27 protein-coding genes and 1 pseudogene are annotated in these 26,263 nt (G+C 72.1%); 23 read left to right on the top strand and 5 right to left on the bottom strand.

What is annotated here, in order from left to right:
* The first annotated feature begins 1 nt into the window (after position 1).
* The 15 genes and pseudogenes from ACWD6N_RS13955 to ACWD6N_RS13885 all read left to right on the top strand — a co-directional run bounded on the left by ACWD6N_RS13955 (position 2) and on the right by ACWD6N_RS13885 (position 16,154).
* Positions 2–1,642: a sodium/solute symporter gene (locus ACWD6N_RS13955; RefSeq protein WP_354967176.1), complete on the top strand. Its 1,641-nt coding sequence runs from the start codon at positions 2–4 to the stop codon at positions 1,640–1,642.
* Between the two features lie 80 nt (positions 1,643–1,722).
* Positions 1,723–2,487, top strand: coding sequence for an ABC transporter ATP-binding protein (locus ACWD6N_RS13950; protein ID WP_450004810.1), 765 nt, complete (start codon positions 1,723–1,725; stop codon positions 2,485–2,487).
* A complete protein-coding gene (locus ACWD6N_RS13945; protein WP_387325056.1) occupies positions 2,472–4,172 on the top strand; it encodes an ABC transporter permease in 1,701 nt (566 codons plus the stop codon). Before ACWD6N_RS13950 ends, ACWD6N_RS13945 begins: the two co-directional genes overlap by 16 nt.
* Before the next feature lie 67 nt (positions 4,173–4,239).
* Positions 4,240–4,791: pseudogene (locus ACWD6N_RS13940) on the top strand (flavin reductase family protein); the annotation flags it as partial.
* 185 nt (positions 4,792–4,976) lie between these two features.
* Positions 4,977–5,342, top strand: coding sequence for a DUF485 domain-containing protein (locus ACWD6N_RS13935; RefSeq protein WP_387325053.1), 366 nt, complete (start codon positions 4,977–4,979; stop codon positions 5,340–5,342).
* A complete protein-coding gene (locus ACWD6N_RS13930) occupies positions 5,320–7,011 on the top strand; it encodes a solute symporter family protein (RefSeq protein WP_387325050.1) in 1,692 nt (563 codons plus the stop codon). The genes ACWD6N_RS13935 and ACWD6N_RS13930 overlap by 23 nt, the downstream gene beginning before the upstream one ends.
* Before the next feature lie 92 nt (positions 7,012–7,103).
* The gene (locus ACWD6N_RS13925; RefSeq protein ID WP_354967171.1) at positions 7,104–8,081 is read left to right on the top strand and encodes an NAD-dependent epimerase/dehydratase family protein; all 978 of its coding nucleotides are present in this window, start codon (positions 7,104–7,106) and stop codon (positions 8,079–8,081) included.
* Between the two features lie 76 nt (positions 8,082–8,157).
* On the top strand, positions 8,158–9,393 hold the full coding sequence (locus ACWD6N_RS13920; protein WP_450004809.1) for an LCP family protein: 1,236 nt from the start codon (positions 8,158–8,160) through the stop codon (positions 9,391–9,393).
* Between the two features lie 283 nt (positions 9,394–9,676).
* Positions 9,677–10,870 carry an LCP family protein gene (locus tag ACWD6N_RS13915; protein WP_387325041.1) on the top strand — a complete coding sequence of 398 codons (1,194 nt, stop codon included), beginning with the start codon at positions 9,677–9,679 and terminating at the stop codon, positions 10,868–10,870.
* Between the two features lie 286 nt (positions 10,871–11,156).
* Complete coding sequence (locus tag ACWD6N_RS13910) at positions 11,157–12,032, top strand: LCP family protein (RefSeq protein WP_449936790.1); 876 nt, start codon at positions 11,157–11,159, stop codon at positions 12,030–12,032.
* Positions 12,033–12,090: 58 nt separating this feature from the next.
* Positions 12,091–12,426 (top strand): rhodanese-like domain-containing protein, encoded by a 336-nt coding sequence (locus tag ACWD6N_RS13905; RefSeq protein WP_089018477.1) that lies wholly within the window; start codon positions 12,091–12,093, stop codon positions 12,424–12,426.
* 11 nt (positions 12,427–12,437) lie between these two features.
* Positions 12,438–13,226, top strand: a complete 789-nt coding sequence (locus ACWD6N_RS13900; RefSeq protein ID WP_450004808.1) for a glycerophosphodiester phosphodiesterase — start codon at positions 12,438–12,440, stop codon at positions 13,224–13,226.
* Between the two features lie 56 nt (positions 13,227–13,282).
* The gene (locus ACWD6N_RS13895; RefSeq protein ID WP_449936796.1) at positions 13,283–14,737 is read left to right on the top strand and encodes a PAS domain-containing sensor histidine kinase; all 1,455 of its coding nucleotides are present in this window, start codon (positions 13,283–13,285) and stop codon (positions 14,735–14,737) included.
* A 55-nt stretch (positions 14,738–14,792) separates the two neighbouring features.
* Positions 14,793–15,209: an ATP-binding protein gene (locus ACWD6N_RS13890; RefSeq protein WP_354967220.1), complete on the top strand. Its 417-nt coding sequence runs from the start codon at positions 14,793–14,795 to the stop codon at positions 15,207–15,209.
* A gap of 57 nt (positions 15,210–15,266) precedes the next feature.
* Positions 15,267–16,154: a DUF5926 family protein gene (locus tag ACWD6N_RS13885; protein WP_450004807.1), complete on the top strand. Its 888-nt coding sequence runs from the start codon at positions 15,267–15,269 to the stop codon at positions 16,152–16,154.
* A gap of 26 nt (positions 16,155–16,180) precedes the next feature.
* Here ACWD6N_RS13885 and ACWD6N_RS13880 read toward each other — a convergent pair whose 3' ends face one another.
* Positions 16,181–17,410, bottom strand: coding sequence for an arginine deiminase (locus tag ACWD6N_RS13880; protein ID WP_354967165.1), 1,230 nt, complete (start codon positions 17,408–17,410; stop codon positions 16,181–16,183).
* A gap of 163 nt (positions 17,411–17,573) precedes the next feature.
* Between ACWD6N_RS13880 and ACWD6N_RS13875 the strand changes: the two genes are divergently transcribed.
* From ACWD6N_RS13875 to pheA, 5 genes are all read left to right on the top strand, one after another.
* Positions 17,574–18,314, top strand: coding sequence for a hypothetical protein (locus ACWD6N_RS13875; RefSeq protein WP_354967164.1), 741 nt, complete (start codon positions 17,574–17,576; stop codon positions 18,312–18,314).
* 166 nt (positions 18,315–18,480) lie between these two features.
* Positions 18,481–18,939: a hypothetical protein gene (locus tag ACWD6N_RS13870; protein ID WP_354967163.1), complete on the top strand. Its 459-nt coding sequence runs from the start codon at positions 18,481–18,483 to the stop codon at positions 18,937–18,939.
* Positions 18,940–19,014: 75 nt separating this feature from the next.
* A complete protein-coding gene (locus ACWD6N_RS13865) occupies positions 19,015–19,404 on the top strand; it encodes an ACT domain-containing protein (RefSeq protein ID WP_089018469.1) in 390 nt (129 codons plus the stop codon).
* A 195-nt stretch (positions 19,405–19,599) separates the two neighbouring features.
* A complete protein-coding gene (locus tag ACWD6N_RS13860) occupies positions 19,600–20,106 on the top strand; it encodes a hypothetical protein (protein WP_450004820.1) in 507 nt (168 codons plus the stop codon).
* A 10-nt stretch (positions 20,107–20,116) separates the two neighbouring features.
* Positions 20,117–21,073, top strand: coding sequence for a prephenate dehydratase (pheA, locus tag ACWD6N_RS13855; RefSeq protein WP_450004806.1), 957 nt, complete (start codon positions 20,117–20,119; stop codon positions 21,071–21,073).
* Between the two features lie 48 nt (positions 21,074–21,121).
* On the opposite strand, the gene ACWD6N_RS13850 is transcribed toward pheA, so the two are convergent.
* From ACWD6N_RS13850 to ACWD6N_RS13840, 3 genes are all read right to left on the bottom strand, one after another.
* Complete coding sequence (locus ACWD6N_RS13850; RefSeq protein ID WP_354967161.1) at positions 21,122–21,844, bottom strand: AIM24 family protein; 723 nt, start codon at positions 21,842–21,844, stop codon at positions 21,122–21,124.
* Positions 21,845–21,958: 114 nt separating this feature from the next.
* Entirely contained in the window at positions 21,959–22,306 is a 348-nt protein-coding gene (locus ACWD6N_RS13845) for a metallopeptidase family protein (RefSeq protein ID WP_172899025.1), read from the bottom strand.
* Positions 22,307–22,457: 151 nt separating this feature from the next.
* Positions 22,458–22,889, bottom strand: a complete 432-nt coding sequence (locus ACWD6N_RS13840; RefSeq protein ID WP_354967160.1) for an OsmC family protein — start codon at positions 22,887–22,889, stop codon at positions 22,458–22,460.
* Positions 22,890–23,020: 131 nt separating this feature from the next.
* Here ACWD6N_RS13840 and ACWD6N_RS13835 point away from each other — a divergent pair, with 131 nt between their 5' ends.
* The 3 genes from ACWD6N_RS13835 to ACWD6N_RS13825 all read left to right on the top strand — a co-directional run bounded on the left by ACWD6N_RS13835 (position 23,021) and on the right by ACWD6N_RS13825 (position 25,609).
* Entirely contained in the window at positions 23,021–23,764 is a 744-nt protein-coding gene (locus ACWD6N_RS13835; RefSeq protein WP_450004805.1) for a hypothetical protein, read from the top strand.
* Positions 23,765–23,975: 211 nt separating this feature from the next.
* Positions 23,976–24,797, top strand: coding sequence for an HAD family hydrolase (locus ACWD6N_RS13830; RefSeq protein ID WP_354967158.1), 822 nt, complete (start codon positions 23,976–23,978; stop codon positions 24,795–24,797).
* Complete coding sequence (locus tag ACWD6N_RS13825) at positions 24,797–25,609, top strand: HAD family hydrolase (RefSeq protein ID WP_354967157.1); 813 nt, start codon at positions 24,797–24,799, stop codon at positions 25,607–25,609. Before ACWD6N_RS13830 ends, ACWD6N_RS13825 begins: the two co-directional genes overlap by 1 nt.
* Before the next feature lie 10 nt (positions 25,610–25,619).
* On the opposite strand, the gene ACWD6N_RS13820 is transcribed toward ACWD6N_RS13825, so the two are convergent.
* Positions 25,620–26,222: a bacterial proteasome activator family protein gene (locus tag ACWD6N_RS13820; RefSeq protein ID WP_450004804.1), complete on the bottom strand. Its 603-nt coding sequence runs from the start codon at positions 26,220–26,222 to the stop codon at positions 25,620–25,622.
* Positions 26,223–26,263: the final 41 nt, after the last annotated feature.

Below are 26,263 nucleotides of genomic sequence, written 5' to 3'. Positions count from 1 at the left end.
GGTGGGCAACGACTACGTGGTCCCGGCTATCGTCGCGGTCACCCTGGTCACCGTCGGGATCGGCTTCTACGGGCTGCGGCTGGCCCGGACCACCTCCGATTTCCTGGTCGCCTCCCGGGTGATCAGTCCGACCTGGAACGCCGCCGCCATCGGCGGGGAGTACCTGTCGGCGGCTAGCTTCCTCGGCATCGCCGGCCTCGTCCTCAAGTACGGCGTGGACGTGCTCTGGTACCCGGTCGGATTCGCTGCCGGCTACCTCGCCCTGCTGCTCTTCGTGGCCGCACCGCTGCGCCGCTCGGGCGCGTTCACCCTGCCCGACTTCTGCGAGCTGAGGCTGGGATCGCGCCGGCTGCGCATCCTGGCCACCGCCTTCGTGATCTTCATCGGGTGGCTCTACCTGGTGCCACAGCTCCAGGGCGCGGGGCTCACCCTGGCCACGGTGACCGGCTCCCCGTACCCGCTCGGCGCCCTGCTGGTGGCAGCCGTCGTCACCGCGAACGTGGCGCTCGGCGGGATGCGGGCGATCACCTTCGTCCAGGCGTTCCAGTACTGGCTCAAGCTGACCGCGCTCGCCGTACCGGCGATCTTCCTGGCGTTGCAGTGGCAGGCCGATGCCCGGCCGGCGGTGACCCCTCCCGACGGGCCGACGTTCCGGACCGCGACCACCGTCGTGGTCGAGCACCGCGCGACCCTCACCCTGCCCGACGGCGACGTCCGGGAGGTGAGCCCCGGCGATGAGCTGACCTTCGCCGCGGGCGACCCGGTGCCGGAGGTGTCCGGAGTCGCCACCGACGCCGGCGACTGGCTGCTGCCCAGCACCGCCGGCGACGACGACCGGGGCCTGTTCGCCACGTACTCGCTGATTCTGGCCACCTTCCTGGGCACCATGGGTCTGCCGCACGTGCTGGTCCGCTTCTACACCAATCCCGACGGCGCGGCGGCCCGCCGGACCACGCTGGTCGTGCTGGCCCTGGTCGGCGCCTTCTACCTGCTCCCGACCCTGTACGGGGTGCTCGGTCGGATCTACACCCCGCAGTTGCTGGTCAGCGGGCAGACCGACGCGGTGGTGGTGCTGCTGCCCGGCGCGGCCCTCGGCGACGGGCTGGTCGGGCGGCTGCTCGCCGCGCTGGTCGCGGCGGGCGCGTTCGCGGCTTTCCTCTCCACCTCGTCCGGTCTGCTGACCAGCGTCGCCGGGGTGATCTCGACGGACGTGCTCGGCCGAGGCTCGGTGCGCGGCTTCCGGCTGGCCACGGTGATCGCCGGGGGCGTGCCGGCGGTGCTGGCGCTCAACCTCGCCGGGCTGGACGTGTCGCAGGTGGTCGGGCTCGCCTTCGCGGTCGCCGCGTCGAGTTTCTGCCCTCTGCTGGTGCTCGGCATCTGGTGGCGCGGATTGACCGACCTGGGCGCCGCCGCCGGTGTGCTGGTTGGCGGCGGCGCGGCGATCGGCGCGGTGCTGGTCACCGTGCTCGGCCCGCCGCTGTCCGGCTGGCCGGCCACGCTCACCGCGCAGCCGGCCGCCTGGACGGTGCCCCTGGCCTTCACCGTGATGGTCGCGGTGTCGGTGGCGACCCGTCGGCGGGCCCCCGCCGACGTCGCTGCCACCATGCTCCGCCTGCACACCCCCGAGGCCCTCCGCATGTAGGAGACGTCCGTCCTGGGGATGACGACGGGTCCGCCTGCCGCCGGAGCGCGCAAGTGGTAGCCGACGGATAACGTCGGCACATGACTGGTGAGCATCCCGCGCTGGCGCTGCGTGGCCTGGCGAAGCGGTTCGACGGAACGATCGCAGTGGCTGGCGTCGACCTCGATGTCCCCGCCGGCTCCTTCTACGGCCTGCTCGGCCCGAATGGCGCCGGCAAGACCACCACGCTGTCGATGGCGGTCGGGCTGTTGCGGCCGGATGGCGGTTCGGCCTGGGTGCTCGGGCACGACGTGTGGCGGGACCCGGTCGCGGCCAAGCGGCTGCTCGGCGTGATGCCGGACGGGGTCCGGCTGTTCGACCGGCTGACCGGGGCGGAGCTGCTGGCGTACAACGGGTTGTTGCGCGGGATGGACCCGGCGGTGGTCGACCAGCGGGCCGCGGAGCTGCTGGACGTGCTGGCCCTCGGCGACGCCGGCCGGACGCTGGTGGTGGACTACTCGGCGGGCATGAAGAAGAAGATCGGCCTTGCCTGCGCGCTGCTGCACGGCCCCCGGGTGCTGGTGCTGGACGAGCCGTTCGAGGCCGTCGACCCGGTCTCCGCCGCCCTGATCCGGGACATCCTCACCCGGTACGCGGCCGGCGGCGGCACCGTGGTCTTCTCCAGCCACGTGATGGAGGTCGTCGAGCGGCTCTGCTCGCACGTGGCGATTCTCGCCGGGGGCGTCATCAAGCGGGTCGGCACGATCGGGGAGGTACGCGGCGACCGCTCGTTGGAGCAGGTCTTCGTCGAGGTGGTCGGCGGGCGTACCGCGACCGGTGAGGAGCTGTCGTGGCTCTCCCGGTGAGCACCGCCGGCGCGCCCGCCGGGCCGGTCCGCGCCGTCTCCGCCCGGCACTTCCTGCGGCTGAAACTGCGGGTGATGGGCAACAGCTTCCGCGGCCAGGGCTGGCGGATCGCGATGTTCATCGGCGGCGCGCTGGTCGGGCTCTGGTTCGCCGCCAGCGGCTTCTTCCTCTTCGCCGTGCCGGGCATGACGGACAACGGCCGGTACGCGATGCTGGTCGCGGCGGGCGGTGGCGGGCTGCTGGTGCTCGGTTGGCTGCTGCTGCCGCTGGTCTTCTTCGGGGTCGACGAGACACTGGACCCGGCCCGGTTCGCGCTGCTGCCCCTGCCCCGCCGCACCCTGGTCGTCGGCCTGTTCTCCGCGGCCCTGGTCAGCGTGTCGGCGCTGGCGATGCTGATCGCGACGTTCGGGTTGGTGCTCACCGCCTGGACGCTGGGTGGTTGGTCCGCCGGAGTGGTGGCCGTCGTCGGTGTGGTCGCCGGGCTGCTGCTCTGTGTGGCCGCCAGCCGGGCGGTGACCAGCGCCTTCGCCAGCATGCTGCGGTCGCGCCGGGTGCGTGACCTGGCGGCTGTCCTGCTGGCGGTGACCGCCGCGCTGCTCGGCCCGCTGCAGATCTTCGGCCTGGCCGCGCTGCGCGAGACGGACTGGGACCGGCTGACCGGGGTGGCGACCGTGATCGGGTGGACGCCGTTCGGCGCACCGTGGACCGCCGGCATCGACATGGCCCAGGGGCGGGTCTGGGCCGCTCCGGTCAAGCTGCTGATCACCGTGGTCGCGCTCGGCGCCCTGCTGGCCTGGTGGTCACGGTCGCTGGAGTCGGCGATGGTGGGAGCGGTCAGCTCCGGCCGGGCCCCGGTCCGGCGAGGCGCCGCCGGTGGCGCGGTCGCCCAGCTGTTTCCCCGGATCACCGGCCGGATGCGTCGGGACCGGTTCGGCGCCCTGGTCGCCCGGGAGGCCCGCTACTGGTGGCGGGACGCCCGCCGCCGGGCCAACCTGATCACGATCGCGGTGGTCGGCATCTTCGTGCCGGTGATGACCAACCTCGGCGGTGCGGGCTTCGTCGAGGGCGAGCAGGGCATGACGATGAGTGCCGCCGACAGCTCACCGGTCCTGGTCACCATCTCCATGCTCTTCGTCGGTGTGCTCGCCTCGGTCACCCTGGCCAACCAGTTCGGCTTCGACGGCAGCTCGTACGCCGCGAACGTGGTGGCCGGGGTGCCCGGCCGGGTCGAGCTGCGTGCGCGGATGACGGCCTTCTCGTTGTACGTGCTGCCGATGCTGACGGTCGTCGCGGTGGCGCTGTCGCTGCTGCTCGGCCACCCGGGCTGGATCGGGCTGACCGCCGGCAGCATGGTCGCCACCTACGGTGCCGGGCTGGCGGTGAGCAGCTTCGTGTCGGTACTCGGGGCGTACTCGCTGCCGGAAACGAGCAACCCGTTCGCGATGAACACCGGTGCGGGCATGGCGAAGGGCCTGCTCACCCTGCTGGCCATGGTCGTCGCGGCGGTCGCCGGGGTGCCGATGGTGGTGGCCGCGGCGCTGCTCGATGACGCCTGGCTCTGGTTGGCCCTGCCGGTCGGTGCGGCGTATGGGCTGGGCGCGGCGCTGCTGGGTGCGTACCTGGCCGGCGACGTGCTGGACCGGCGGCAGCCGGAGCTGCTGGCCACGGTCACCCCGCGCCGCTGAGCACGGCCCGCTGTCCCGGGCCGCCGACCTGCCCTGGTCCGGACCTTCGCCGGTCGGGTCCTCGGGGCGGGGCGGTGGGGTCACAATGTTTCACGTGAATCATGAGCCGGGCGCCGAGATCCACCACACCGACCCGTTCGCGGTGCCGGCCGGGCAACGGTCGCCGGTCCGCCGGCTGCGTGGTCGGCTCGCCGCGCCGGTGACCCTCTGGACCGCGCCGGGCCCGGCCGGGCTGACCGTCTCGTCCACCCTGGTCGCCGAGGGGGAGCCAGACCGGCTGCTCGGGTTGATCGACGCGGAGTCCGATCTCTGGGCGGCGATCGAGGAGGCGGGCCGGTTCGCGGTCGCGCCGCTCGGGCCGCCGCACCGGCAGCTCGCCGACCGGTTCGCCGGCCTCTTCCCCGCCCCAGGTGGGCTCTTCGCCAGCGGGGCGTGGACCGACACCCCGTACGGGCCGGTCCCGACGGACGCCGGCGGATGGGTCGGCTGCCGACTGGACACCGCCCGGGAGTACGGCTGGGCGCTGCTGGTGGAGGCCACGATCGAGGCGGTCGACCTGGCCGAGGAGGCCAGCCCGCTGCTGCACTACCGCGGTCGCTACCACGAGCTGCCCGGCTGAACGCAGGTCCTGACGGCCGTCGCGACGACCGACCGGTCACCGGAGTGACCTGGGTCACTCGGCGCAGCCAGTCAACCGCTCGGCGCACTCGCTGACCGGCGTCGATCTCGGCCTTCCCCGGCGGGGAGCGCGCTCTTTACCGTGCGCGAAACTCCTCCAACGCTTGTGAAGGTGGTGATCCACAGATGTCCACGGACACACCCGCGTCGACCGCTTCCCAGCCGGACAGATACCTGGCCGTACAACGGTCGGACGAGTTCGCCGGGCTGCGGCGCGCGCTGCGCGGCTTCGTCTTCCCGATGACCGTCGCGTTCTTCCTGTGGTATGCGCTCTACGTCATTCTCTCCGCGTACGCCCGGGACTTCATGGGCACGAAGCTGTTCGGCAGCAACATCAACGTCGCGCTGGTCTTCGGTCTGCTCCAGTTCGTCTCCACGTTCGTGATCGCCTGGCTCTACTCCCGGTACGCGGACCGGAAGATCGACCCGGTCGCCGACCGGATCCGCGCCGAGATCGGGGAGGTGACCCATGAAGACGGTCCTCGCGGCTAACCCGCTCCTCGCGGCCGAGGCGGGCAGCAACACCGCCCGTAACCTGACCATCACGCTCTTCCTGGTCTTCGTGGCCGTGACCCTGGCCATCACCATCTGGGCCAGCCGGCAGACCAAGACCGCGACCGACTTCTACGCGGGCGGCCGGTCCTTCTCCGGCTTCCAAAACGGCATGGCGATCGGTGGCGACTACATGTCGGCCGCCTCATTCCTCGGCATCGCCGGCATCATCGCGCTCTACGGCTACGACGGCTTCCTCTATTCCATCGGCTTCCTGGTCGCCTGGCTGGTCGCCCTCCTGCTGGTCGCGGAGCTGCTGCGCAACTCCGGCCGGTACACGATGGCCGACGTCCTGGCGTTCCGGATGCGCCAGCGTCCGGTGCGTACAGCGGCGGCGGTCTCGACAATCACGGTGTCGATCTTCTACCTGCTGGCCCAGATGGTGGGCGCCGGCGCGCTGGTGGCACTGCTGCTCGGCATCAAGCCGGGGACCACCTTCCTCGGCATGGACGCGGACGCCGCGAAGATCGCCACCATCATCATGGTCGGCGCCCTGATGATCATCTACGTCACCGTGGGTGGCATGAAGGGCACCACCTACGTGCAGATCGTCAAGGCGTTCCTGCTGATGAGCGGCGCGCTGGTGATGACCCTGCTGGTGCTGGCGAAGTACAAGTTCAACCTCTCCTCGCTGCTCGGCGACGCCGCGGACGCCTCCGGCAAGGGAGCCGCCTTCCTGGAACCCGGACTCCGCTACGGGGTGGAGACACCCGGCGACGCGCTGAAGACCTTCTACAGCAAGATGGACCTGCTCTCGCTCGGCATCGCCCTGGTGCTCGGCACCGCCGGCCTGCCGCACATCCTGATCCGCTTCTACACCGTGCCGACCGCGAAGGCGGCCCGCAAGAGCGTGCTCTGGGCGATCGGCATCATCGGCACGTTCTACCTGCTCACCCTGGCCCTCGGCTTCGGCGCCGCGGCACTGGTCGGCGGCGAGGCGATCACCGCACAGGACAAGGCTGGCAACACGGCCGCGCCACAGCTGGCCGAGGCGCTCGGCATCGACTTCCTCGGCGGCGACGTGGGTGGGGCGGCTCTGCTGGCGATCATCGCGGCGGTCGCCTTCGCCACGATCCTGGCGGTGGTCGCCGGGTTGACTCTGGCCTCCTCGTCCAGCCTGGCGCACGACTTCTACGCGAACGTCATGCGGAGGGGCGAGGCGTCGGAGCGGCAGGAGGTACGGGTCGCCCGGATCTCCGCCCTGGTGATCGGCGCGGTCTCGATCGCCTTGTCGATCTTCGCGCAGAACCTGAACGTGGCATTCCTGGTGGCGCTGGCGTTCGCCGTGGCCGCCTCGGGCAACCTGCCGGCGATCCTCTACAGCCTGTTCTGGCGGCGGTTCAACACCTCCGGCGCGGTGTGGGCGATCTACGGCGGGCTGATCTCGGCCGTACTGCTGGTGTTCTTCTCGCCGGTGGTCTCCGGGGCGGCGACGTCGATGTTCCCGGAGCACGACTGGCAGTGGTTCCCGCTGTCCAACCCGGGCATCCTCTCCATCCCGTTCGGCTTCCTGTGCGGCTGGATCGGCACCCTCGTTTCCAAGGAGCACGACGAGGACAAGTACGCGGAGCTGGAGGTCCGCGCCCTCACCGGCGCCGGCGCCCACTAACCGCGGCACCTTGTTAAGAAGGGCCCCCTGTACAACGCCAGGCGTTAACAGGGGGCCCTTCCTTAATTCCGGGGGTCGGTAGGCTGATCGGCATGAAGGTTGCTGAGCGCTTCGGTTCCGGTCACCGCATTCTCGTCACCGGCGGCGCCGGTTTCGTCCCGTCGCACCTGGTGGACGCCCTGATCGCCCGGGGTTGCACGGTGGTGGCGCTGGACAACTTCGTCACCGGGTCCAAGGAGAACGTCGCCCACCTGCTGGACCGGCCGACCTTCACCCTGGTCGAGGCGGACATCTCCGACGGTCTGCCGACGCACCACCCGGCGCTGGCCGAGCGGTTCGACGCGATCCTGCACATGGCGTCGCCGGCCAGCCCCACCGACTTCGCCCATTTGCCGGTGGAGATCCTGCGGGTCGGCTCGGTGGGCACCCTGCACCTGCTGGACCGCGCGGTCGCCGATGGCGCCCGGTTCCTGATGGCCTCCACCTCCGAGGCGTACGGGGACCCGAAGGAGCACCCGCAGCGCGAGACCTACTGGGGCAACGTCAACCCGATCGGGGTACGCAGCGTCTACGACGAGGCGAAGCGCTTCTCCGAGGCGGCCACCATGGCGTACCACCGCCACCGCGGGCTCGACGCGGCGATCGTCCGGATCTTCAACACGTACGGCCCGCGGATGCGCCCGGACGACGGCCGCGCCATCCCGACCTTCATCTCCCAGGCGCTGCGCGGCGAGCCGCTCACCGTGCACGGCACCGGTAACCAGACCCGGTCCATCTGTTTCGTCGAGGACCTGGTGCGAGGCATCCTGCTGCTGCTCGACTCGACCGAGACCGGTCCGATCAACTGCGGCACCGAGCACGAGCTCACCATGCGGCAACTGGCTGAGTTGATCGTGTCGCTCTCCGACAGCAACTCGGAAGTGACGTACATCACTCGGAGCTCGGATGACCCGGAGATGCGCCGCCCGGACCTGACCCTCGCCCGCGAACTGCTCGGATATGAGCCGACCGTGGCGCCCGAAGACGGCCTGCGACGCACGATCGAGCACTTCCGGGCGCGGCTAGGGTAACCGGCCGGCGACGCACGACAGCTGGCTGAGTGTCGCCTGAGGGCGGTAGTGGCTCGTCCTACGTACCCTGAGTTACATGTCAGCGACCTCGTCTGCCGGCGTTCCGCACCCGTACCTGCACCGCAGCGCCGGGCGGGCCTCCGTGCCCGGCCCCGACCGGGGCGCCTCCGGACGTGCCCGTCCGAGCGAGACGCGCTGGTACCCGTCACCCGATGAGGAGCTGCCCCGGCCGGGCGGCCCGGAGGGGCCGCGGGGGCCCGGCGGACCGGGTGGGCCGGGTGGCGCCGGCGGGCCGGGCCGGCGCGGCCCACGGCCGCGCTGGGGTCGGATCGGCCTGGTCGCCGGGATCGCGGTGCTGGTGCTGGCGCTGCTCGGCGGCATCGGCGCCTGGCTGTACGCGCGCAACCTCGACGGCGACCTGGCCCGGACCGATCCGTTCGCGGAGATCACCGGTGGCCGGCCGGCCAAGACCGTCGACGGCGCGCTGAACATCCTGCTGGTCGGCAGCGACTCCCGGGACCCGGACGCTCCGGTCGACACGAAGAGCCAGTGGCGGGCCGACACGATCATCGTGATGCACATCCCGGCCGACCACCAGGAGGCGTACCTGGTCTCCATCCCCCGTGACCTCTACGTGCCGATCCCGCAGAGTGCCGGCGCGGACTGCGGCTCCGGCCAGCGCGCGAAGATCAATGCGGCGTTCGCGTTCGGCGGGCTGCCGCTCGCGGTCCGCACCGTGGAGTGCTTCACCGACGTCCGGATCGACCACGTGATGGCGATCGACTTCGCCGGCTTCAAGCAGGTCACCGACGCCCTCGGCGGGGTCGACCTGAAGGTGGAGCGGACCATCACCTCGATCCACAAGCCGTACCGGACGTTCACCAAGGGCACCAACCACATGGACGGCGCGGAGGCGCTGGACTGGATCCGCCAGCGCAAGCAGTTCCCGGACGGCGACTTCGCCCGGATGCGGCACCAGCAGGAGTTCCTCCGGGCGCTGCTGGACAAGGCGGCGAGCACGGGCACGCTGGCGAACCCGAAGAAGCTCAACGGCTTCCTCCAGTCGGTGACCGCGGCCGCCACCGTCGACGAGGGTTTCTCGGTGACGGACATGGCCCTGCAGTTCCGCAACCTGCGCGGCCAGAACCTCACCTTCGTGACCAGCCCGAACTCGGGCAGCCAGACGATCAACGGCGAGTCGGTGGTGGTCTCCGACCGGGAGAAGGCGCTGGCGATGTACCGGGCCATGTCGGCGGACACCATGGCGGACTGGGTCAAGGCCAACCAGCCCAAGGGCACCGAGGGCGGCTGACCCGCGGGACGGCCGACGATGGGTACGACCCGTGGCGACCGGGCCGGCTGCCCGAAAGGCAGCCGCCCGTTCGGGTCATCAGGTGTCGATGATCGACCGACCTCGGCGAAATCGGCGTCCGGATTGACCCGGGATGAACTCGCCAAGTCGAATCGATGTACGTACAGTGGTGCCGCCCCCCTCCTGATCACGAGCTGGAGCACGCATGCCGGTTCAGGCCAGCCGTCGCCCTTCGTCTACCGGGTCCGCCGTCCCCAGCGGCCGGATCGCCTCGTCCATTCCGATGCAGCCGGGCCCCGCGGGCGGCGGCCCGGGTGGTCGCCCGCCCGGCGGCGGTGGGCGCTCCAGCGGCGGTGGCCGCTCGGGCGGCGGGCCGGCGAAAAAGCGCCCGAAGCGCAGGGACCCGCTCTGGGCCCGACTGACGGTGATCTTCGGTGCCGTGCTGATGCTCAGCAGCGGAGTGGGCATCGTCGGCAGCAAGGTGCTGATCAGCCAGGCGACCGGGGACATCGCCCAGCGGAACCTGCTCGGTGACGCCAGCAAGTCCGACGCCGAGGGCGGCGCGAGCCTGGACGGCCCGATCGACATGCTGCTGCTCGGCGTGGACGCGCGGGAGCGCTGGGCCGCGGACGACGTCCGGTCGGACAGCATCATCATCCTGCACATCCCGGCCTCACACGACCAGGCGTACCTGATCTCCATCCCCCGGGACACCGAGGCGCAGATCCCGGCGTTCCCGACGAGCGGGTTCGACGGTGGCACCGACAAGATCAACGCCGCTTTCCAGGCGGGCGCCCGCAACGGCGGCGGCTGGGAGGGTGGCGCCCAGCTGATGGCGCAGACGATCAAGCGGCTCACCGGAGTCAGCTTCGACGGTGCGGCGATCATCAACTTCGGTGGCTTCAAGAACGTCATCGACACCCTCGGCACCGTGAAGATCTGCGTGAGTCACGAGGTCAAGTCGAAGCACATGTCGTTCGTCGACGGCGAGCCGATGTGGAACGCCGACGCCAAGAAGACCGGCAAGCAGATGACCACGGTGGTGCACAAGAAGGGCTGCCAGCAGATGGAGGGCTGGGCGGCCCTGGACTACGCCCGGCAACGCTACGGGCTGCCCGGTGGCGACTACGACCGCCAGCAGAACCAGCAGCAGCTGATCAAGGCGATGGCCCGCAAGGCCACCGACGGCGGCATGCTGACCAACCCGGCGAAGCTCCAGCAGCTGACCAAGGCGGCCGGCAAGGCGTTGGTGCTGGACACCGGCGGTGTGCCGATCGAGAAGTTCATCTTCACCCTGCGCGGGGTGGCCGCGAACGACCTGACCATGCTCAAGACCAACAACGGCACGTTCAACGGCAACGCCAACAAGCGCGAGGCGTTGAACGAGGAGACCATGGAGATGTTCCGGGCGATGAAGCAGGACAAGCTGGGCGAATTCGTCTTTGCCCACCCGGAGATGATCTCCAGCCGGAAGTGACGGGTCCTTCCGCAGGCGGCGGCCGACCGAAAGTCCCGGAAAGCCGGCGACCTTCCCGTCACCGCCCGTAGCCTGACGTGAGCAGGGTTCACGTATCGGCTGCGGGGAGGCGGTCACGTCCAGGTCGGGGCGGAACGAGGCGGACCGGGCCGACGAGGCCGGAGCCGCCCGTCGGCGCCGCGCCCGTGGGTCGCGGATCCTGCTCGGCATCGGCCTGGCCCTCGTCCTGCTGGCCGGGCTCGCCGTGGTCGGGCTCAAGACGCTCAGCCACCGGTACGACCGAGCGGTGGCCAAGGAGATCCTGCTCGACCTCGACGCCCGCACCGACCGGACCGATCTGCACGGGCCACTGAACTACCTGCTGGTCGGCTCCGACCGCCGGCCCGGCGGCAGCGGGCCGGACCAACGTTCGGACACCATCCTCATCGTGCACGTACCCGCCGGGCGCAGGGAGGCGTACCTGGTCTCCATCCCGCGTGACCTGCTGGTGGCCATCCCGCCGACGAACGGCTTCCCCGGCGGCCAGGACAAGATCAATGCGGCGTACGAGCACGGCGGAGGCGGGCAGGCCGGCACACGGTTGCTCTCCGCCACCCTGACCCGACTCACCGGGATCCGGTTCGACGGTGCCGCGCTGATCGACTTCTCCGGCTTCCGGAAGGTGATCGACCTGCTCGGTGGGGTGCGGATGTGCGTGGACACCGAGGTCCGCTCGATCCACACCAACCGGGTCTTCCCCACCGGCTGTCAGCAGATGGACGGCGCGCAGGCGCTGGACTACGTACGGCAGCGCTACGACCTGCCCGGCGGCGACTATGACCGGCAGCACCACCAGCAGCAACTGCTCAAGGCGATGCTGGACCGGGCGGGCCAGGCGGACCTGCGCAGCAACCCGGTCAAGCTGGACCAGGTGCTCCGGGCGGTCGGCGGCTCGTTGACCGTCGACACCAACGGCGTACCCCTGGAGGACCTGCTCCTCGCGCTGCGCGCGCTGCCGGCCGACGGGTTGCGGGGTGTCCAGGTGCCCTCGTCTCCGCAGACCATCGGCGAGGTCTCGTACGTGATGCTGGACAACGGCGGCAGCGGGCTCTTCGAGGCCGTACGCGGCACCAGGGTGCCGGCCTGGACTCAGGCCAACCCACGGTGGGTGACCCGGTTGTGATGGTGCCGACGGCCGGGTCGATGCCGATCCGGCCGACGAGGATCTAGTGTTGGTACCTGTGTTCGGACCCCAGGTTCCCACCGTGCCCGTGACCGAGATCGCCGACGACACCTACCTGCTCGATGTGCGGGAAGACGACGAGTGGGCGGCCGGCCACGCTCCCGGCGCCCACCACCTGCCGATGATGGAGTTGCCGGCGCGGCTGGCCGAGGTGCCGACCGACCGGGACGTGGCGGTCATCTGCCGCTCCGGCGGGCGCTCCGCCCAGGTCGTCGCCTACCTGGTCAACAACGGCTGGGAGCAGGTGCGCAACGCCGACGGCGGGATGCGCCAGTGGGCCGCCGTCGGCCGCCCGGTGGTCGACGCCAACGGGCAGCCCGGCCAGGTCATCTGAAGGCGGCCGGGATGGGCGGGCCTCTGGTCTTCGCGCACCGCGGCGCCTCATACGACCTTCCGGAACACACCCTCGCCGCCTACCTGCGTGCCCTCGACGAGGGCGCCGACGGTCTGGAGTGCGACGTCCGGCTGACCCGGGACGGGCATCTGGTCTGCGTGCACGACCGCCGACTGGACCGCACCAGCAACGGTCGCGGCCTGGTCAGCGCGCGTACGCTCGCCGAGCTGGATGCGCTGGACTTCGGCTCGTGGCATCCCGGCGGCACGCCGAGCGGTGACGTGCCGCCCGACGGGTCGCACACCCGGCTGCTGACCCTGGCCCGGCTGCTGGACGCGGTGCTGGCCGCCGGCCGTCCGGTCCGGCTGCTGGTGGAGACGAAGCACCCGTCCCGTTACGGCTCGAACGTGGAGCGGCGGCTGGTCGCCCTGCTGCGCCGGTACGGGCTGACCGACCCGGCGCCGGACGACCCGGTCCAGGTCACCGTCATGTCGTTCTCCCCGCTGGCGGTCCGGCGGGTCCACGAGCTGACACCGACGCTGCCCACGGTGCTGTTGCTGGAGGTGCTGCCGCGCTGGCTCCGCCTGGGGCGGCTGCCGTTCGGCACGCGCATCGCCGGGCCGGGTATCGGCCTGGTCCGGGCTCGCCCGCAACTGCTGCCCGCGCTGCGTGCGGCCGGCAACGAGGTGTACGTCTGGACGGTCAACGACCCGGCGGACCTGGAGCTGGTCCTGGCCGCCGGGGTGGACGGGATCATCACCGACCGGCCCGCGCACGCCCTGGCCCGGCTGGACCGCTGACCGGCGCCCACCCGGCAGGGGTGCCGAAATCCGGGTCGGCGGGGCACACTCGGCACATGCCGGAGCGTATCGACTTCCCCGCTCTCATCGCCGGCCACACCGTCGTGATCGAGATGATCAACTCTGGCGATGCCGGCCTGCCGGTCCTCACCCAGCTGCTACGGGTGGCCCAACCCGCGCTCGGCGCGGCCGGCATGGCGTTCGCCGAGTTCGGCCCGACCGGTGGTCGGGTGATCGCCGCGACGGGGGCGGCGGAGTGGATCCTCGGCCGCCCGCTGGCGGCCGACGACCCGGACACTGTCTGCCTGCTCTCCGGCCCCCGGGTCCGCCAGACCCGGGTCGCCCACCTCAGCGGCAAGCTCGCCGACGAGTTGGCCGGCTGCGGCCTGCGCCGGATGGTGGTCTCCCGGGCCGAGATCGGCGGTCACACCGTCGGCAGCCTGCACGCGCTCTACCCGGGCGACGAGGAGCCGAGCGCCGAGCAGCAGGGGGTCGTCGCCTACCTCGCCTCCTGCATCGCGCACATGTACGGCGACCAGACCGGGCTGCCCGTGCACGGCGACGGGCCGGTGGTGGCCGCGCTCGCCGACGGGCTGGCCGTGGTCGACCGGGACGGGCACGTCCGACTCTGGAACCCGGCCGCCGCCCAGGTCACCGGCCGGGCGGCCGAGCAGGCTCTGAGCCGCCCGCTGCCGTTCCCGCTGCCGCCGTCCGGCCAGGTCCGCGACCACCGCCTGCCGGACGGGCGCTGGCTGCGGATCACCTCCGGCGAGCTGCCCGGCCCGGGCACGCTGCGGGTGGTCACCTTCCGCGACATCACCGACCAGCAGCGTCGGGACCACGACCGCGAGCTGTTCGTCGCGGTGACCAGCCACGAGCTGCGCACCCCGGTCACCGTGATCAAGGGGTACGCGGACACCCTCACCGACCACTGGGATTCGCTGATCGAGTCGGACCGGCGGCAGGCCGCCCGGGTGATCGGGCAGCGCGCCAACGAGCTGGCCCGGCTGGTCGACCGGCTGCTCTCCTCGGCCGCCGAGGCGGGGCCGGGGGACGACCCGCCCACCCCGTTCGACCTCGGCGAGGCGCTGCGCTCCGCGGTCGTCGACCTGCCGGCGGAGCTGCGCCGCCGACTGGTGCTCCGCCTCCCGGCGGACCTGCCCAAGGCACTCGGCCACCGGCCCAGCCTGGTCACCGTGCTGACCGAGCTGACGACCAACGCCGGCAAGTATTCGGCGCCGCACGCGCCGATCGAGATCACCGCCGCGGTCGACGGTCAGCTGGTGGCCTTCCGGGTCAGCGACCGGGGCATCGGCATCCGCCCGGAGCACGTGGAGCGGGCGTTCGACCGGTTCTGGCAGGGCGAGTCCGGCGACCGGCGCGGCTACCCGGGCGCGGGGCTCGGCCTCTATCTCGTCCGCCGGATCGTTGAACAGCAGAATGGATGGGTATCCCTACGTCCGAGGGCCGGCGGCGGTACGGTCGCAGAGGTGCGGCTGCCGCGTGGTTGACCGGCGGTGGCGCGACGTGGAGGCGACGGTGGCAGCGAAGGAACGGGCATGGTGCGTGGTGGTCCCACACCATCCCACCGGAGCGCGGCTGGCCCGGCACCGGCTTGCCGACGACCTGGCGGAGGTCGTACCCCCGACGCTCCTCGCGGACCTGATCGCGGTGCTCGCCGAGCTGGTGGGCAACGCGGTGCGGCACGCCCGACCGCTGCCCGGCGGCGTGGTCCGGGTGGCCTGGCGGTTGCGGCCCTCGGTCGACGGGCCGCGGATCCAGCTGCGGGTGACCGATGGCGGCGCGGGCACCAGGCCACGGATCCGGACGGCCAACCCCGACGCGGCGGATGGCCGGGGCCTGCACATCGTGGCCGGTCTGGCCACCCGGTGGGGCGTCGAGCGGGACGGTCTGGGCCAGCGCGTCTGGGCGGAGTTCGATCCGGCCCCGGCACCCCGGCCCGACCTGGTGCCGGCGGGCTGACTGACCGCCGTGGGTCCCGCCCACGACGAGCCGGTCGGGCCTCTAGGCTGTGACGCCGTGAGCAAGCGTCGAAAGAGCCAGCGCGCCGCCGCGGACACCGCCCCCCGTCGGGACAAGGTGCGGGACATCTTCGTGCCCCGACCGTTCGAGGGGCTGGTCGACGAGCCCGAGTGGATCGCGCTGCGTGAACTGGTGCCCGCCGCATCCGCGCAGCTGCGGCTGTCGCCCGCCCTTGTCGAAGAGTTCGGGGACCGGCCGGTCACGCTGGCCACGGTGCTGCCGATGGCCGCCCCGGCGATCACCAAGCCGGACGGCCGGGTGCTCATCGGTCTGCAACGTCACCAGCAGTCCGGTGACGTCTCCCGGGATCTGGCCGAGGCGCTGCTGTGCGCGTTGCGGACCGAGCCAGGCGGACAGGTGGGCGTGCCGCCGCTGCCCGGGCCAGGCCCCCGACTGCAGGACGTCCTGGTGGACGGCCCACTGGAGATCACCATGCACGACGGGTTCGAGTTCTGGCTCGACCCTGGCGCCACGGACGACCCGACCGTGCAGGCGTCGCTGGAGCGGGCGAACGCGGCCATCTACCCGACGGTGCGGCTGACCGCGGCGAAGGCCGCGTACTGGTGCCAGGTCCCGGAGAAGGCGCACGTGCGCTGGGTGCTGCCGGACGAAGAGGACGCCGCCCTCGACGCGCTGGCCCGGCTCGGCGCGGCTGGCACGCTGCCGTTGGGCGAGCAGACCCGGTTCGCCGGCATGTTCCGCGCGCACGGTCGGCTGGTGCCGGTCTGGGACCTGCCGGAGGAGACTCCGGCGACCGACTGGGAGGACCCGGTGGCGCAGTTCGCCAAGCGGTACGCCGAGGCCCTCGCCGCCACCGACCCGCTGGACGCCGCCGGCCGCCGGGCCCGCCAGGGGCTGCTCGGTCGCCAGCTCACCCTCCGCTGACGTTAGGAAGGGCCCCTTGTTATGCACTAGGCGTTAACAAGGGGCCCTTCCTTCAAGGGGTCGCGGGTGATTGGGCAGGACATGCAGCGCGGCCCGCCCCGCCCGGAGCCCAGCTCCGAGCCGGCGATCGGGATCACCTCGATGCCGGCCCGCTCCAACTGGGCGTTGGTTTCGGTGTTGCGCTCGTAGCCGACGCAGAGCCGGGGTGCCAGGGCGAGCGTGTTGTTGCCGTCGTCCCACTGCTCGCGTTCCGCGGTGACCGGGTCGAGCCCGGTGTCGATGACCCGGAGCTGGTCGAGGTCCATCGCGTCGGCGGCGGCCCGCAGGAAGGGCGCGGGGCCGTCCACCCGTGGGTCCTCGCCGTCCGCGCCGGCGATCACGGTGTACGCGGAGAGCGTGCTGGCGACGTTGGGATACATCAGCACGGCGTCCACGTCGACCATCGTGCAGACGGTGTCCAGGTGCATGGTGGCGCGCTCCTGGGCGATCGGCACCACCAGGATGGTGTGGGCCAGCCCGGCGGCGAAGACCTGCCGGCCGAGCCGTTCGGCACCGGCCGGGGTCGTCCGCTCACCCACCCCGACCGCCAGCACCCCGGGTGCGAGCAGCAGCACGTCCCCGCCCTCCAGGTGCTCCAGGTGCGGACGGTAGACGAACTCGGTGCCGGCGAAGCGCGGGTGGTGGCGGTAGATGGCGTCGGTGAGGGTGGTCTCCCGGCGGCGGGCCGGCATGGCCAGGCTGGTGACTCCGACCCGGTCGCCGATCCACAGCGACGAGTCCCGGGTGAAGAGCAGGTTGGGCAGCGGGTCGATGACGAAGTCGTGCCGGTCCATCAGGGTGTAGACCAGGCCGCCGGGCCGTTCCGAGCTGATCCGCAGTTCCTCGTGGGCCAGCCCGGCGGTGAGCACGTCGGCCAGCGCGACCGGGTCCAGGTAGGAGAGGTGGTCGGCGACCCGGGCGCGCAGGGTGTCGCCGAGCCGGCGTGAGCGGAGCACCTGCTCGGTGAGTTCGGCCCGTGCGTCCGCGACGGCCAACGTCTCGGCCAGCAGGGTGGCCAGGTAGAGCACCTCGACGCCGCGCTCGCGCAGCGCGGCGGCGAACGCGTCGTGCTCCTCCTGGGCCCGACCGACCCAGGGGATCGCGTCGAACAGGAGTGAGTCGTTGTTGCGGGGGGTGAGCCGGGCCAGTTCCGGGCCGGGCCGGTGCAGCAGTACGGTGCCGAGCCGGCCGACTTCGCTGTCGACGTAGTGGGTCACTCCCGCAGCGTAGGGCAGGGTTTGGCGGCATCCGAGAAAAGAACTGTGGATGAATATGGCATTCATCCACAGTCACTCCGGCGTTCCGGCTTGCCCAACACGGGGAGTGTCAACGTAGGGTAGTGGGGACATAACTTCGAGGGACCTTTTGCCGGAGGTCGCGATGACTGTCTTTCCCGCACGACGAGCCGTACCAACCGCCCGGGCACTGCCGCCCGTCGCGGTGCCCCATCCCCGCGTCGAGGCGCCGGGGGTTCTCGCACCGGTCCGTCCGACACCGCTCGAATGGGCCCGCCGTCGTCGGGCCGAGCGGGGCGCCCGGAGGCTGGAGGCGGCCGGAGCACGGGCCCTGGGCCAGCTCGACCATCTCGGGCCGGCCTGGCACGTCATTGAGTGGCCCCGCACCGATGTGGCCGACGTCCTGCTCGACCGTGGTCAGGACGAGCGCGCCGGGTTCCTCGCCATCGGGCCGAGCGGCCTGTTCGCGGTGACCATCGCCGACCACGGCCGGGCCCGTGTGCTCGTCGCGGGGGACGTCGTGCAGATCAACGGCAAGCGCCCGCCGTACGTGGCGGAGGCCCGCCGGGATGCCAAGCGGGCCAGCAAGGCCCTCTCCACCGCGGTGCGGCTGACCGTGCCGGTGACGCCGGTGCTGACCTTCGTCGGCTCCGGCGTGATCAGCGTCTACGGCCTGCCGAAGGACTGTCTGATGGCCACCCACCGGGAGCTTGACCGGCTCCTCGTGGCCGGCGGCAGCCGGATCAGCCCCGCCACGGCCGAGAAGCTGTCCCGGGTCGCGCAGCACCCGGGCACCTGGCTGAACGGCACGTACCGTCACACCGCCGACTACCGGTGGTATGACGAGGGCCGAACGGCCGCTGACAAGCCGGCCAACCGCCGGTAACGTCACCGGCGACGCCACGCGGCTCCGGTCCCCGTCCACTCCACCGGCTCTCGCGCCGTCACCGGCCGCCCCGGCTCAGGCAGTGCGGCCGGTGGCCCGGTGCGCTCGGTGGTTCCGTCGGCGACCCGCTAGCGTGGACAGTCCGTCGGTGTACATAGGAGGCTCGGTGGCCCACGTCGAACTCTCGCTCTCGGAAGTGTTCGTGCCGGCGGCGCGGGCCTCGACAGAGCCGGAGTCCGACAACTTCGGCCAGTGGTCCTCGACGGTCGGCCGGGCCGACGAGCCGTGCCTGCTGATCGACGCCGAAACCCGGGTGATCGCGATCTCCGCGGCCGGCTGCGAGCTGCTCTGCCTGGGCGAGCCGGACGGCCTGATCGGGCGGCCGCTGCTCGACGGCGGCTTGCGCCTACTGGACTTCACCGCCAACCGCGGCGAGCTGACCGAGGCCGAGATCGACAAGATTCCGCCCCTGCTGGCGCTCTCGTCCGGCCGGCTCGCCCGCGGTCTGCTCCGGGTGCAGGCGGCCTCGGCGAACAGCTCCGACGCGACCGTCGACGCGATCTCCACCCCGGTGCTCGCCCACGGTGCCGTGGCCGGCTCGCTCACCTTCTTCTCCGAGGTCTGACCTGCGACGGAGTGTGTCGTTCGCCGCACGCGGCGATGCTGGGGTGGGTCCGCACCGAGGCCGTAAGGTGCCCTCATGCTCGATATCGCTCTGCTGCCGGGGGAGTACGCCGTGTGCCGGTTGGCCGCCGGCTCCACCCTGCCGGACGCGTTGTCGAGCGGGCTGGGTCGCACCGACGTGGTCACCGTGAGCTGGACGGCCGACGGGATCTCGGTGATCTGCCCGACCGAGCGGGCCCCCGCACAGGCCGTGGTGGAGACCGTCTGGCGCTGCCTGCGTGTCGCCGGCCCGGTGGACGTGGCCGGCACCGACACCCTGGCCGCGCTTGTCGACCCGCTCGCCGAGGCCCGGGTCAGCGTGGTCACGTTCTCCACCTTCGATACCGACTACCTGCTGGTGCCGGCCGTGCGGTTGACGGAGGGCACGGCCGCCCTGGAGCGTGCCGGGCACCGCGTCCTCGGCTGAGCTTCACCCGTCCGGCCGCTCCCCCTACGATGGGCTCGGCCACCCCGGCCACGACGAATTCTCCGATGTCCCGAGGATCGGCCAGTGCCGTTCACCCCGTTTTGCCGCGTGTCCACCCCATCGCGGGCGACCACCCACGCCCCACCGGCGACCCACGATCCGGTGGCGACCCGCGCGCTACCCACGACCCGGGTCCTGCGGGCGGCGCTGGCGCTGATCGCCTTCGGAGTGCTGACAGGCTGCGGCGCCCCGCCCGAGCTGCGGGAGCCGCCCAGCACGCCGACCGGCACCGGCGCCCCGACGGCACCCGGCCCGACCGGCGCCCCGAGCACCGCGCCCGCCACCCCGCCGGTCGGCACCGCGACCGCCACCCCGGACGCGGGACTGGTCGCGACGCTTTGCCAGAACGGGCCAACCGGGCAGCGGATCGTGCAGCTGCTGCGCGGCCGGGGCGGCGTGCTTCCGGACAACGTCCGGGTCCGGGTCCGCACCGGGCCGCTCTGCGCCGCCGACTGGCAGTACACCGTGCTGGAGGTGACCGGGCACGAGGAACTCCAGGTCGTCACCCGCGGTCGGGTCGCCGCGCCGGAGCTGGTCACCGCCGGCACCGACGTGTGCACCATCGAGGTACGCGCCACCGGTCCGGTGGGGATCCGGACGCTCGCCTGCGACGCCGGGCCGGTCCTCGGACCGGGTGCGTAGGCTGGTCCGCATGCCAGGAACACCGCCGACGCGCTTCGTCTACCTGGGCCCGGAGGGCACCTTCGCCGAACAGGCGCTGCGCACCGTCCCCGCCGCCGAACGCGGCAACCGTACGCCCGCCCGCAGCGTGGGTGAGGCGCTGGACAGCGTTCGGGCCGGGGACGCCGACGCCGCGCTGGTGCCGCTGGAGAACTCGATCGGCGGCGCGGTCGGTGTCACCCTCGACGAGATGGCCGAGGGCGAGCCACTGGTGATCACCCGGGAGGTGGTCCTGCCGGTGGAGTTCGTGCTCGGTGCCCGCCCGGGCACCTCGATGACCTCGGTCCGCACCGTGGCGGCCCACCCGCAGGCGTCCACCCAGTGCCGGGGCTGGCTGCGCGACCACCTGCCCGACGCGGTGGTGGTCGACGTGCTCTCCAACGGCGCCGCCGCCGGCGGCGCCGGGGCGGGCGAGTACGACGCCGCGATCTGCGCGCCGATCGGTGCGGCCCGGCACCGCCTCGCGGTGCTCGCCGACAAGATCGCCGACCATCCGGACGCGGTGACCCGGTTCGCGCTCGTCTCCCGCCCCGGGCCGCCCCCGCCGCCGACCGGCGACGACCTCACCTCGCTCGCGGTCTACATCGCCCACGACCGGGTCGGCGCACTGCTGTCGGTGCTGATGGAGCTGGCCGTCCGGGGGGTCAACATGACCCGGATCGAGTCCCGCCCGACCGGCGAGGCGCTGGGCCGGTACGTCTTCTTCCTGGACTGCACGGGGCACGTGGCCGACGCACGGCTGGGCGAGGCGTTGCAGGGCCTGCGCCGGGTCTGCGCCGACGTCCGCTTCCTGGGCTCGTACCCCCGGCACCGGTGGGCCGAGACGGCGGGCGAGCGGCCGGTGCCGGCGCCGGCCGGCCTCTCCGACGCCGACTACGCGGACGCGGCGGCCTGGCTGGCCCGGCTGCGCAGCGGCGAACTGAGCTGACCGCGGGTGCCGGCACGCCCTGGACCGGGAGCGCCGGCACCGGCGTGATCAGCTCAGCAGACCGCCGAGCAGGCCGCCCTCCTGCTGCTGCGCGCCACTGCCCATGATCGGCGGCTCCTCGGAGGGCTGCACCACAACGAAGCCCTGGCCGGCGAAGCTCATCGTGAAGGACTCGCCGGTGCGTCGCCCGAGGAGCGTGCCGAGGCCGAGCTGCTCGGCCCGGTGGTAGCCGGTCTGGAGGTTGGCCGACCAGCAGACCGCGGCCTGCGGGTCGACGTACGTCGGGGCGTCCACGTTCAACACCACCGGAGTGCCCCTGGTCGTGATGGCGATCCGGCCGTACCCACTGAACACGCAGTTGAACAGGCCGGAAGAGGAGGCCATCCCGGCGCCGCCGACCATCTTGATGTCGTACTGGAGGGTGGAGTCGAAGGCGAGCACACTGGAGCCGTTGATGGAGAGCGCGTCGCCCGGCTCAAGGTCGATGATGTGCACGTCCTTGGCCAGCTCGGCGAGGAAGACGTCACCCTGACCGGAGACCTTCATCAGCGGGACGCCCTCGCCGGTGAGCTTCTGCTTGAGGAACTTGCCGAGCCCGCCCGAGCCCAGCGCCTGGAACTGCACCTGCCCCTGGTAGGCGACCATCGACCCGACCCGGGCCATCGCCTCGCCGTTGAGCTCGATCTTCAACATCTTGGAGTTCTGCAGCCGCATGCCGGGCTGTGCGGACTCCTTCTCCAGATTCTCCGTGGAGAACAGCTCGCTGCGCATGAAAGGTGCCTCCTGAAAAGGTCGCGGTCGCTGCACCGACGGTAGGCGACCAGGGCAACCACGGGCCATCGGCCGAGCGGCGCGGCGGATCGGTCAGGCGACGATCGGTCGCGCTCAGCCCCAGCCCAGCGCGTGCAGCCGCGCGTCGTCGATGCCGAAGTGGTGGGCGATCTCGTGCACCACGGTCACCGCCACCTCGTCGACGACGTCCTCGTCGTTGTCGCAGATCCGCAGGATCGGGCGGCGGTAGATGAAGATCCGGTCCGGCAGCACACCCGAGTAGTCCCAGCCCCGGTCGGTGAGCGCGTGCCCCTCGTAGAGGCCCAGCAGGTCGGGCTCGCCCGGGGGCGGGTCGTCCTCGACCAGGATCACCACGTTGCTCATCAGGCCGAGCAGTTCCTCGGGCACCTCGTCGAGGGCGTCGCCGACCAGCTCCTCGAAGCGTTCGCGAGTCATCTCCACCGGCACCCCACCTATTCTGCCCGACCTCGTGCCAACCGACGGGTCACGATCAGCGGCGCTGGGCCGGGATCCGCGCGTTCACGGAGAGAGCGGCCGCCCGACTGCGGGCGGAGACCCTGTCCGTGAACGCGCGGCGTACGGGTCGACCGGCTCAGGAGGCCAGGCGGGCGGTGAGGGTGATCTCGGCGCCCGGCGAGAGCAGGCGGGAGATCGGGCAGTTGGCCTTGGCGGTCTCGGCGAGCTTCTGGAACTCCGCGTCGTCGATGCCCGGCACCTGGCCGACGGTCTCCAGCTCGATCCGGGTCACGGTCATCCCGGCGTCGGTCTTGTCCAGGTGGACCTTGGCGGTGGTGTCGACCGAGGTGGGCGTCGAGCCGGCGTCGGCGAGGGCCTTCGAGAACGCCATCGAGAAGCAGCCGGAGTGCGCCGCGGCGATCAGCTCCTCGGGATTGGTGCCCTCGCCCTCCTCGAAGCGTGACTTGAAGGAGTAGGTGCCCGACAGGCCGCCCTTACCGGTGCGGACGGTGCCCGAACCCTCGGTGAGATTGCCCTGCCATTGTGCGGAAGCGGTACGGATAGGCATGACCAGAACGCTAGCGGATAGGCGACCACCGGGCGACCGACCGGCACGGACGCCGGCCCTGCGATTCCCGTCACCACCCGTCGGCTGTGCCATGATTCGACGCAGGCCCGTGACCGGCGGAAGGATGGCCGATGTCCGAGGAGCTGCCGATCCCCCGGCAAGGCGAGCGGTCCGACGGCCCCGCCGTGGTCGAGTGGGGTGCCGACGATCCGACGCGGCGGCGCGCGTTGGGCCGAACCCTGGCCGGTTTCGCCCGGGACCCCCGGCTGCCTCTGCTGCTCGCGGGGCTCGGCGCGGTGGCCGGGGTCGCCTCGCTGGTCGGGGAGTGGCTGGTGATGACCATGCCGAACGGCGGCCCGGAGGGGAACACCACGATCGAGGTGCCCGTCGGGGTTTCCGAGGTCGGCGGCCTGGGAGTCGGTTACCTGGTCGGGCTGCTCGGCCTGTTCTGCACCGTCGCGCTGGCGCTGCGGGGCACGGCGACTGTCCGGCCGAACGCCCGGCTGGCCGGGCTCACCCTCGCCGGCGCCCTGCTGGCGCTGCTGGCCGTCGCAACGGGCACGCTCGACGACCCCAGTGAGCGCAGCCTCTACTACTCACCGCAGGACGGTTTCGGGGTCGAGTACGGTCGCGGCCTGGTGATGGCGTTCATCGCGTGCGTGCTGCTCGGTCTCGCGCTGCGGCTGCCAGCGGCCGCTGCGATCGGCGCACCGGCGGGGCCGGCGGAGGACGACCGGGCCGGGGACGGTGCGGCGGGACGAGGCTGGCGCCGCCGTCGGGACCGCGGCCCGATCGACGAGGACGGCCCGCCCCCGCCGGCCGACCTGACGGTCACCTCGGCCGCTCCGTTCGCCCGCCCCGAACCCCCGGCCTGAGCCGCGTCAGGGGCGCGGTCCGACGCTCTGCCCGCACCGTCTGACCTGCGATTCGTGGACACCGGCGGTGCGCCGTGCGTTGGCGCCCGATTCGCCTGGAAGCCATGGTTGCGACCTGTTCCGCGAGGTACGGTTGCTGCCCGCCGTAACGCCGGGTCTCGGCACCAGTACCGCACGGCAGGCTGCGACGGCGGCGGGCGAAGGAGGAACGATGACCCGCCCGGGACTGCCCAAGCTGATCGCGACCGACCTTGACGGGACGCTGGTTCGCAGCGACGACACCGTCTCCGCGTACACCCATGGGGTGCTCGACCGGGTGCGGGCCGCCGGCATTCCGGTGGTCGGCGCGACCGGGCGCGGACCGCGGCTGACCGAGCTGAGCCGCAACGACATCCGGGCCGCCGACTTTCTGGTGATGGCTGGCGGCGGGTGGGTGGTCGACCAGAGCGACCCGACCGGCCCGGTGGTGCTCCGCGAGGAGCGACTGGCCGGCGAGGTGCTGGCCCGGCTGCTCGCCGACCTGGAGGCCGAGGTCGGCCCGTTGACCGTCATGGTCGAGGCCTCCGACGAGCACGACGCCCCGCTCTGGGGCGACTATCACGCGAGCTGGCCCTACCAGGACAGGTTCGAGGCGCGTACCCGTGCGGAGTGCCTCTCCTGCGACGTGATCAAGGCCTTCGCCCGGACCGCCGACCACCACGTGGACGAGCTGCTGGCCGTGGCCCGCCGAATCGTCCCGCCGCAGGTCGCCACGCTCACCCAGGCCGGGCTCGGGTTCATCGAGATCTGCCCGCCCGGGGTGGACAAGGCGACGGGGCTGACCGTGGTCGCGCAGACGCTCGGGGTCGACCCCGCCGACGTGCTGGTCTTCGGTGACATGCCCAACGACCTGCCGATGTTCGAATGGGCCGGCTGGTCCCGGGTGGCGGTGGCCAACGCGCACCCCGCCGTCCGTGCCGCCGCCGACGAGGTGACCCTCCGCAACGACGACGACGGGGTGGCGGTGTATCTGGACCGGCTACTGTCCCGGTGATGGGAGAGACGCCCCGACTGATCGCCACCGACATCGACGGCACGCTGATCCGCGACGACCACACCGTCAGCCCGCACACCGCCGACGTGCTCGCCCGGATCTCCGCGCGGGGCACGCCGGTCGTGCTGGTCACCGGCCGTCCCGTCCGCTGGCTGAAGATGGTGTACGACCAGCTGGCCGAGCCGCTGCCGGCGGTCTGCGCCAACGGCGCCGTGGTCTACGACCCGTTCGAGGACGAGGTGCTGCGGGCGGATCCGCTCGCGCCGCAGCACCTGGCCGAGGTGGCCCGACGGCTGCGCGCCGAGGTGCCCGGGATCAGCTTCGCGGTGGAGATCCTCGACAGCCGGCAGATGCGGCACGAGGCGGACTACCCGCTGCGCTGGGACACCGACCCGGAAATGATCCGCCCGGTCGAGACGCCGGAGGAGCTGCTCTCGGCCCCGGCGGTGAAGCTGCTCGCCCGCGCCGGCGAGCAGGACCCGGACGCGTTCGTCGCGCTGGTCGCCGCGGCGGTGGCCGGGCTGGCCGAGGCGACGCACTCGTCGTCCTCGGGGCTGGTGGAGATCTCCGCGGCCGGGGTGACCAAGGCTGCCGGGCTGGACTGGTACTGCGACCGGCTCGGGGTGCGCGCGGCGGATGTGCTGGCCTTCGGCGACATGCCCAACGACGTGCCGATGCTGAGCTGGGCAGGGAGGGGCGTGGCGGTGGCCAACGCACACCGCGCCGTCCTGGCGGTCGCCGACGAGGTGACCGCGGCGAACTCCGAGGACGGCGTGGCGGCGTACCTGGAGAAGATCTTCGGGTTGGACTGAGCCGGCCGGGTCAGAGGTACTGGCCGGTGTTGTGCCCCTCGCCACCGCCCGGCTGGCCGATGCCCGGCATCCCCGGCACCATCCCGCCGGGACCGCTGGGCAGCGCCTGCCGGCCGGAGCGCATCTGCTCCAGCTGCACCCGGGCGGCCATCTGCTGAGCGACCAGGGCCGCCTGGATGCCGTGGAACAGACCCTCCAGCCAGCCGACGAGCTGGGCGTGCGCGATCCGCAGTTCGCTCTCGCTCGGGGCCTTGTCCTCGGCGAACGGCAGCGAGATCCGCTCCAACTCGTCGCGCAGCTCGGGGGCGAGGCCCTCCTTCAGCTCGACGATCGACCGCTCGTGGATCTCACGCATCCGGCTGCGGCTGGCGTCGTCGAGCGGGGCCGCCTTGACCTCCTCCAGCAACTGCTTGATCATGCTGCCGATCCGCATGACCTTGGCCGGCTGCTCGACCAGGCGGGTCGGGTCCTCGCCCTGCCCCTCCTCGGTCTGCACCGTGCCGATCGGCCGACCGTCCGGGCCGACCACCACCACGGTGCCGGAGTGGCCGGAATCGTCGCGGTCGGTCTCGTCGTCTTGTGCGTCGGAGTGCGCTTCGGTCATGGGGTCCATCTTTACCCAGCGGGCGCAACCCATGCCCCCCGGGACCGACT

It is taken from the genome of Micromonospora sp. NPDC005163, from assembly GCF_053599835.1.
This window is presented reverse-complemented; position numbering and strand designations above follow the sequence as displayed.

Coding starts and splice junctions, on each gene's coding strand:
- ACWD6N_RS13950 (WP_450004810.1), top strand. CDS start 1,723: ATGACTGGTGAGCATCCCGCGCTGGCGCTGCGTGGCCTGGCGAAGCGG.
- ACWD6N_RS13935 (WP_387325053.1), top strand. CDS start 4,977: ATGTCCACGGACACACCCGCGTCGACCGCTTCCCAGCCGGACAGATAC.
- ACWD6N_RS13930 (WP_387325050.1), top strand. CDS start 5,320: ATGAAGACGGTCCTCGCGGCTAACCCGCTCCTCGCGGCCGAGGCGGGC.
- ACWD6N_RS13925 (WP_354967171.1), top strand. CDS start 7,104: ATGAAGGTTGCTGAGCGCTTCGGTTCCGGTCACCGCATTCTCGTCACC.
- ACWD6N_RS13920 (WP_450004809.1), top strand. CDS start 8,158: ATGTCAGCGACCTCGTCTGCCGGCGTTCCGCACCCGTACCTGCACCGC.
- ACWD6N_RS13915 (WP_387325041.1), top strand. CDS start 9,677: ATGCAGCCGGGCCCCGCGGGCGGCGGCCCGGGTGGTCGCCCGCCCGGC.
- ACWD6N_RS13900 (WP_450004808.1), top strand. CDS start 12,438: ATGGGCGGGCCTCTGGTCTTCGCGCACCGCGGCGCCTCATACGACCTT.
- ACWD6N_RS13895 (WP_449936796.1), top strand. CDS start 13,283: ATGCCGGAGCGTATCGACTTCCCCGCTCTCATCGCCGGCCACACCGTC.
- ACWD6N_RS13875 (WP_354967164.1), top strand. CDS start 17,574: ATGACTGTCTTTCCCGCACGACGAGCCGTACCAACCGCCCGGGCACTG.
- ACWD6N_RS13865 (WP_089018469.1), top strand. CDS start 19,015: ATGCTCGATATCGCTCTGCTGCCGGGGGAGTACGCCGTGTGCCGGTTG.
- pheA (WP_450004806.1), top strand. CDS start 20,117: ATGCCAGGAACACCGCCGACGCGCTTCGTCTACCTGGGCCCGGAGGGC.
- ACWD6N_RS13850 (WP_354967161.1), bottom strand. CDS start 21,844: ATGCGCAGCGAGCTGTTCTCCACGGAGAATCTGGAGAAGGAGTCCGCA.
- ACWD6N_RS13840 (WP_354967160.1), bottom strand. CDS start 22,889: ATGCCTATCCGTACCGCTTCCGCACAATGGCAGGGCAATCTCACCGAG.
- ACWD6N_RS13835 (WP_450004805.1), top strand. CDS start 23,021: ATGTCCGAGGAGCTGCCGATCCCCCGGCAAGGCGAGCGGTCCGACGGC.
- ACWD6N_RS13830 (WP_354967158.1), top strand. CDS start 23,976: ATGACCCGCCCGGGACTGCCCAAGCTGATCGCGACCGACCTTGACGGG.
- ACWD6N_RS13825 (WP_354967157.1), top strand. CDS start 24,797: ATGGGAGAGACGCCCCGACTGATCGCCACCGACATCGACGGCACGCTG.
- ACWD6N_RS13820 (WP_450004804.1), bottom strand. CDS start 26,222: ATGGACCCCATGACCGAAGCGCACTCCGACGCACAAGACGACGAGACC.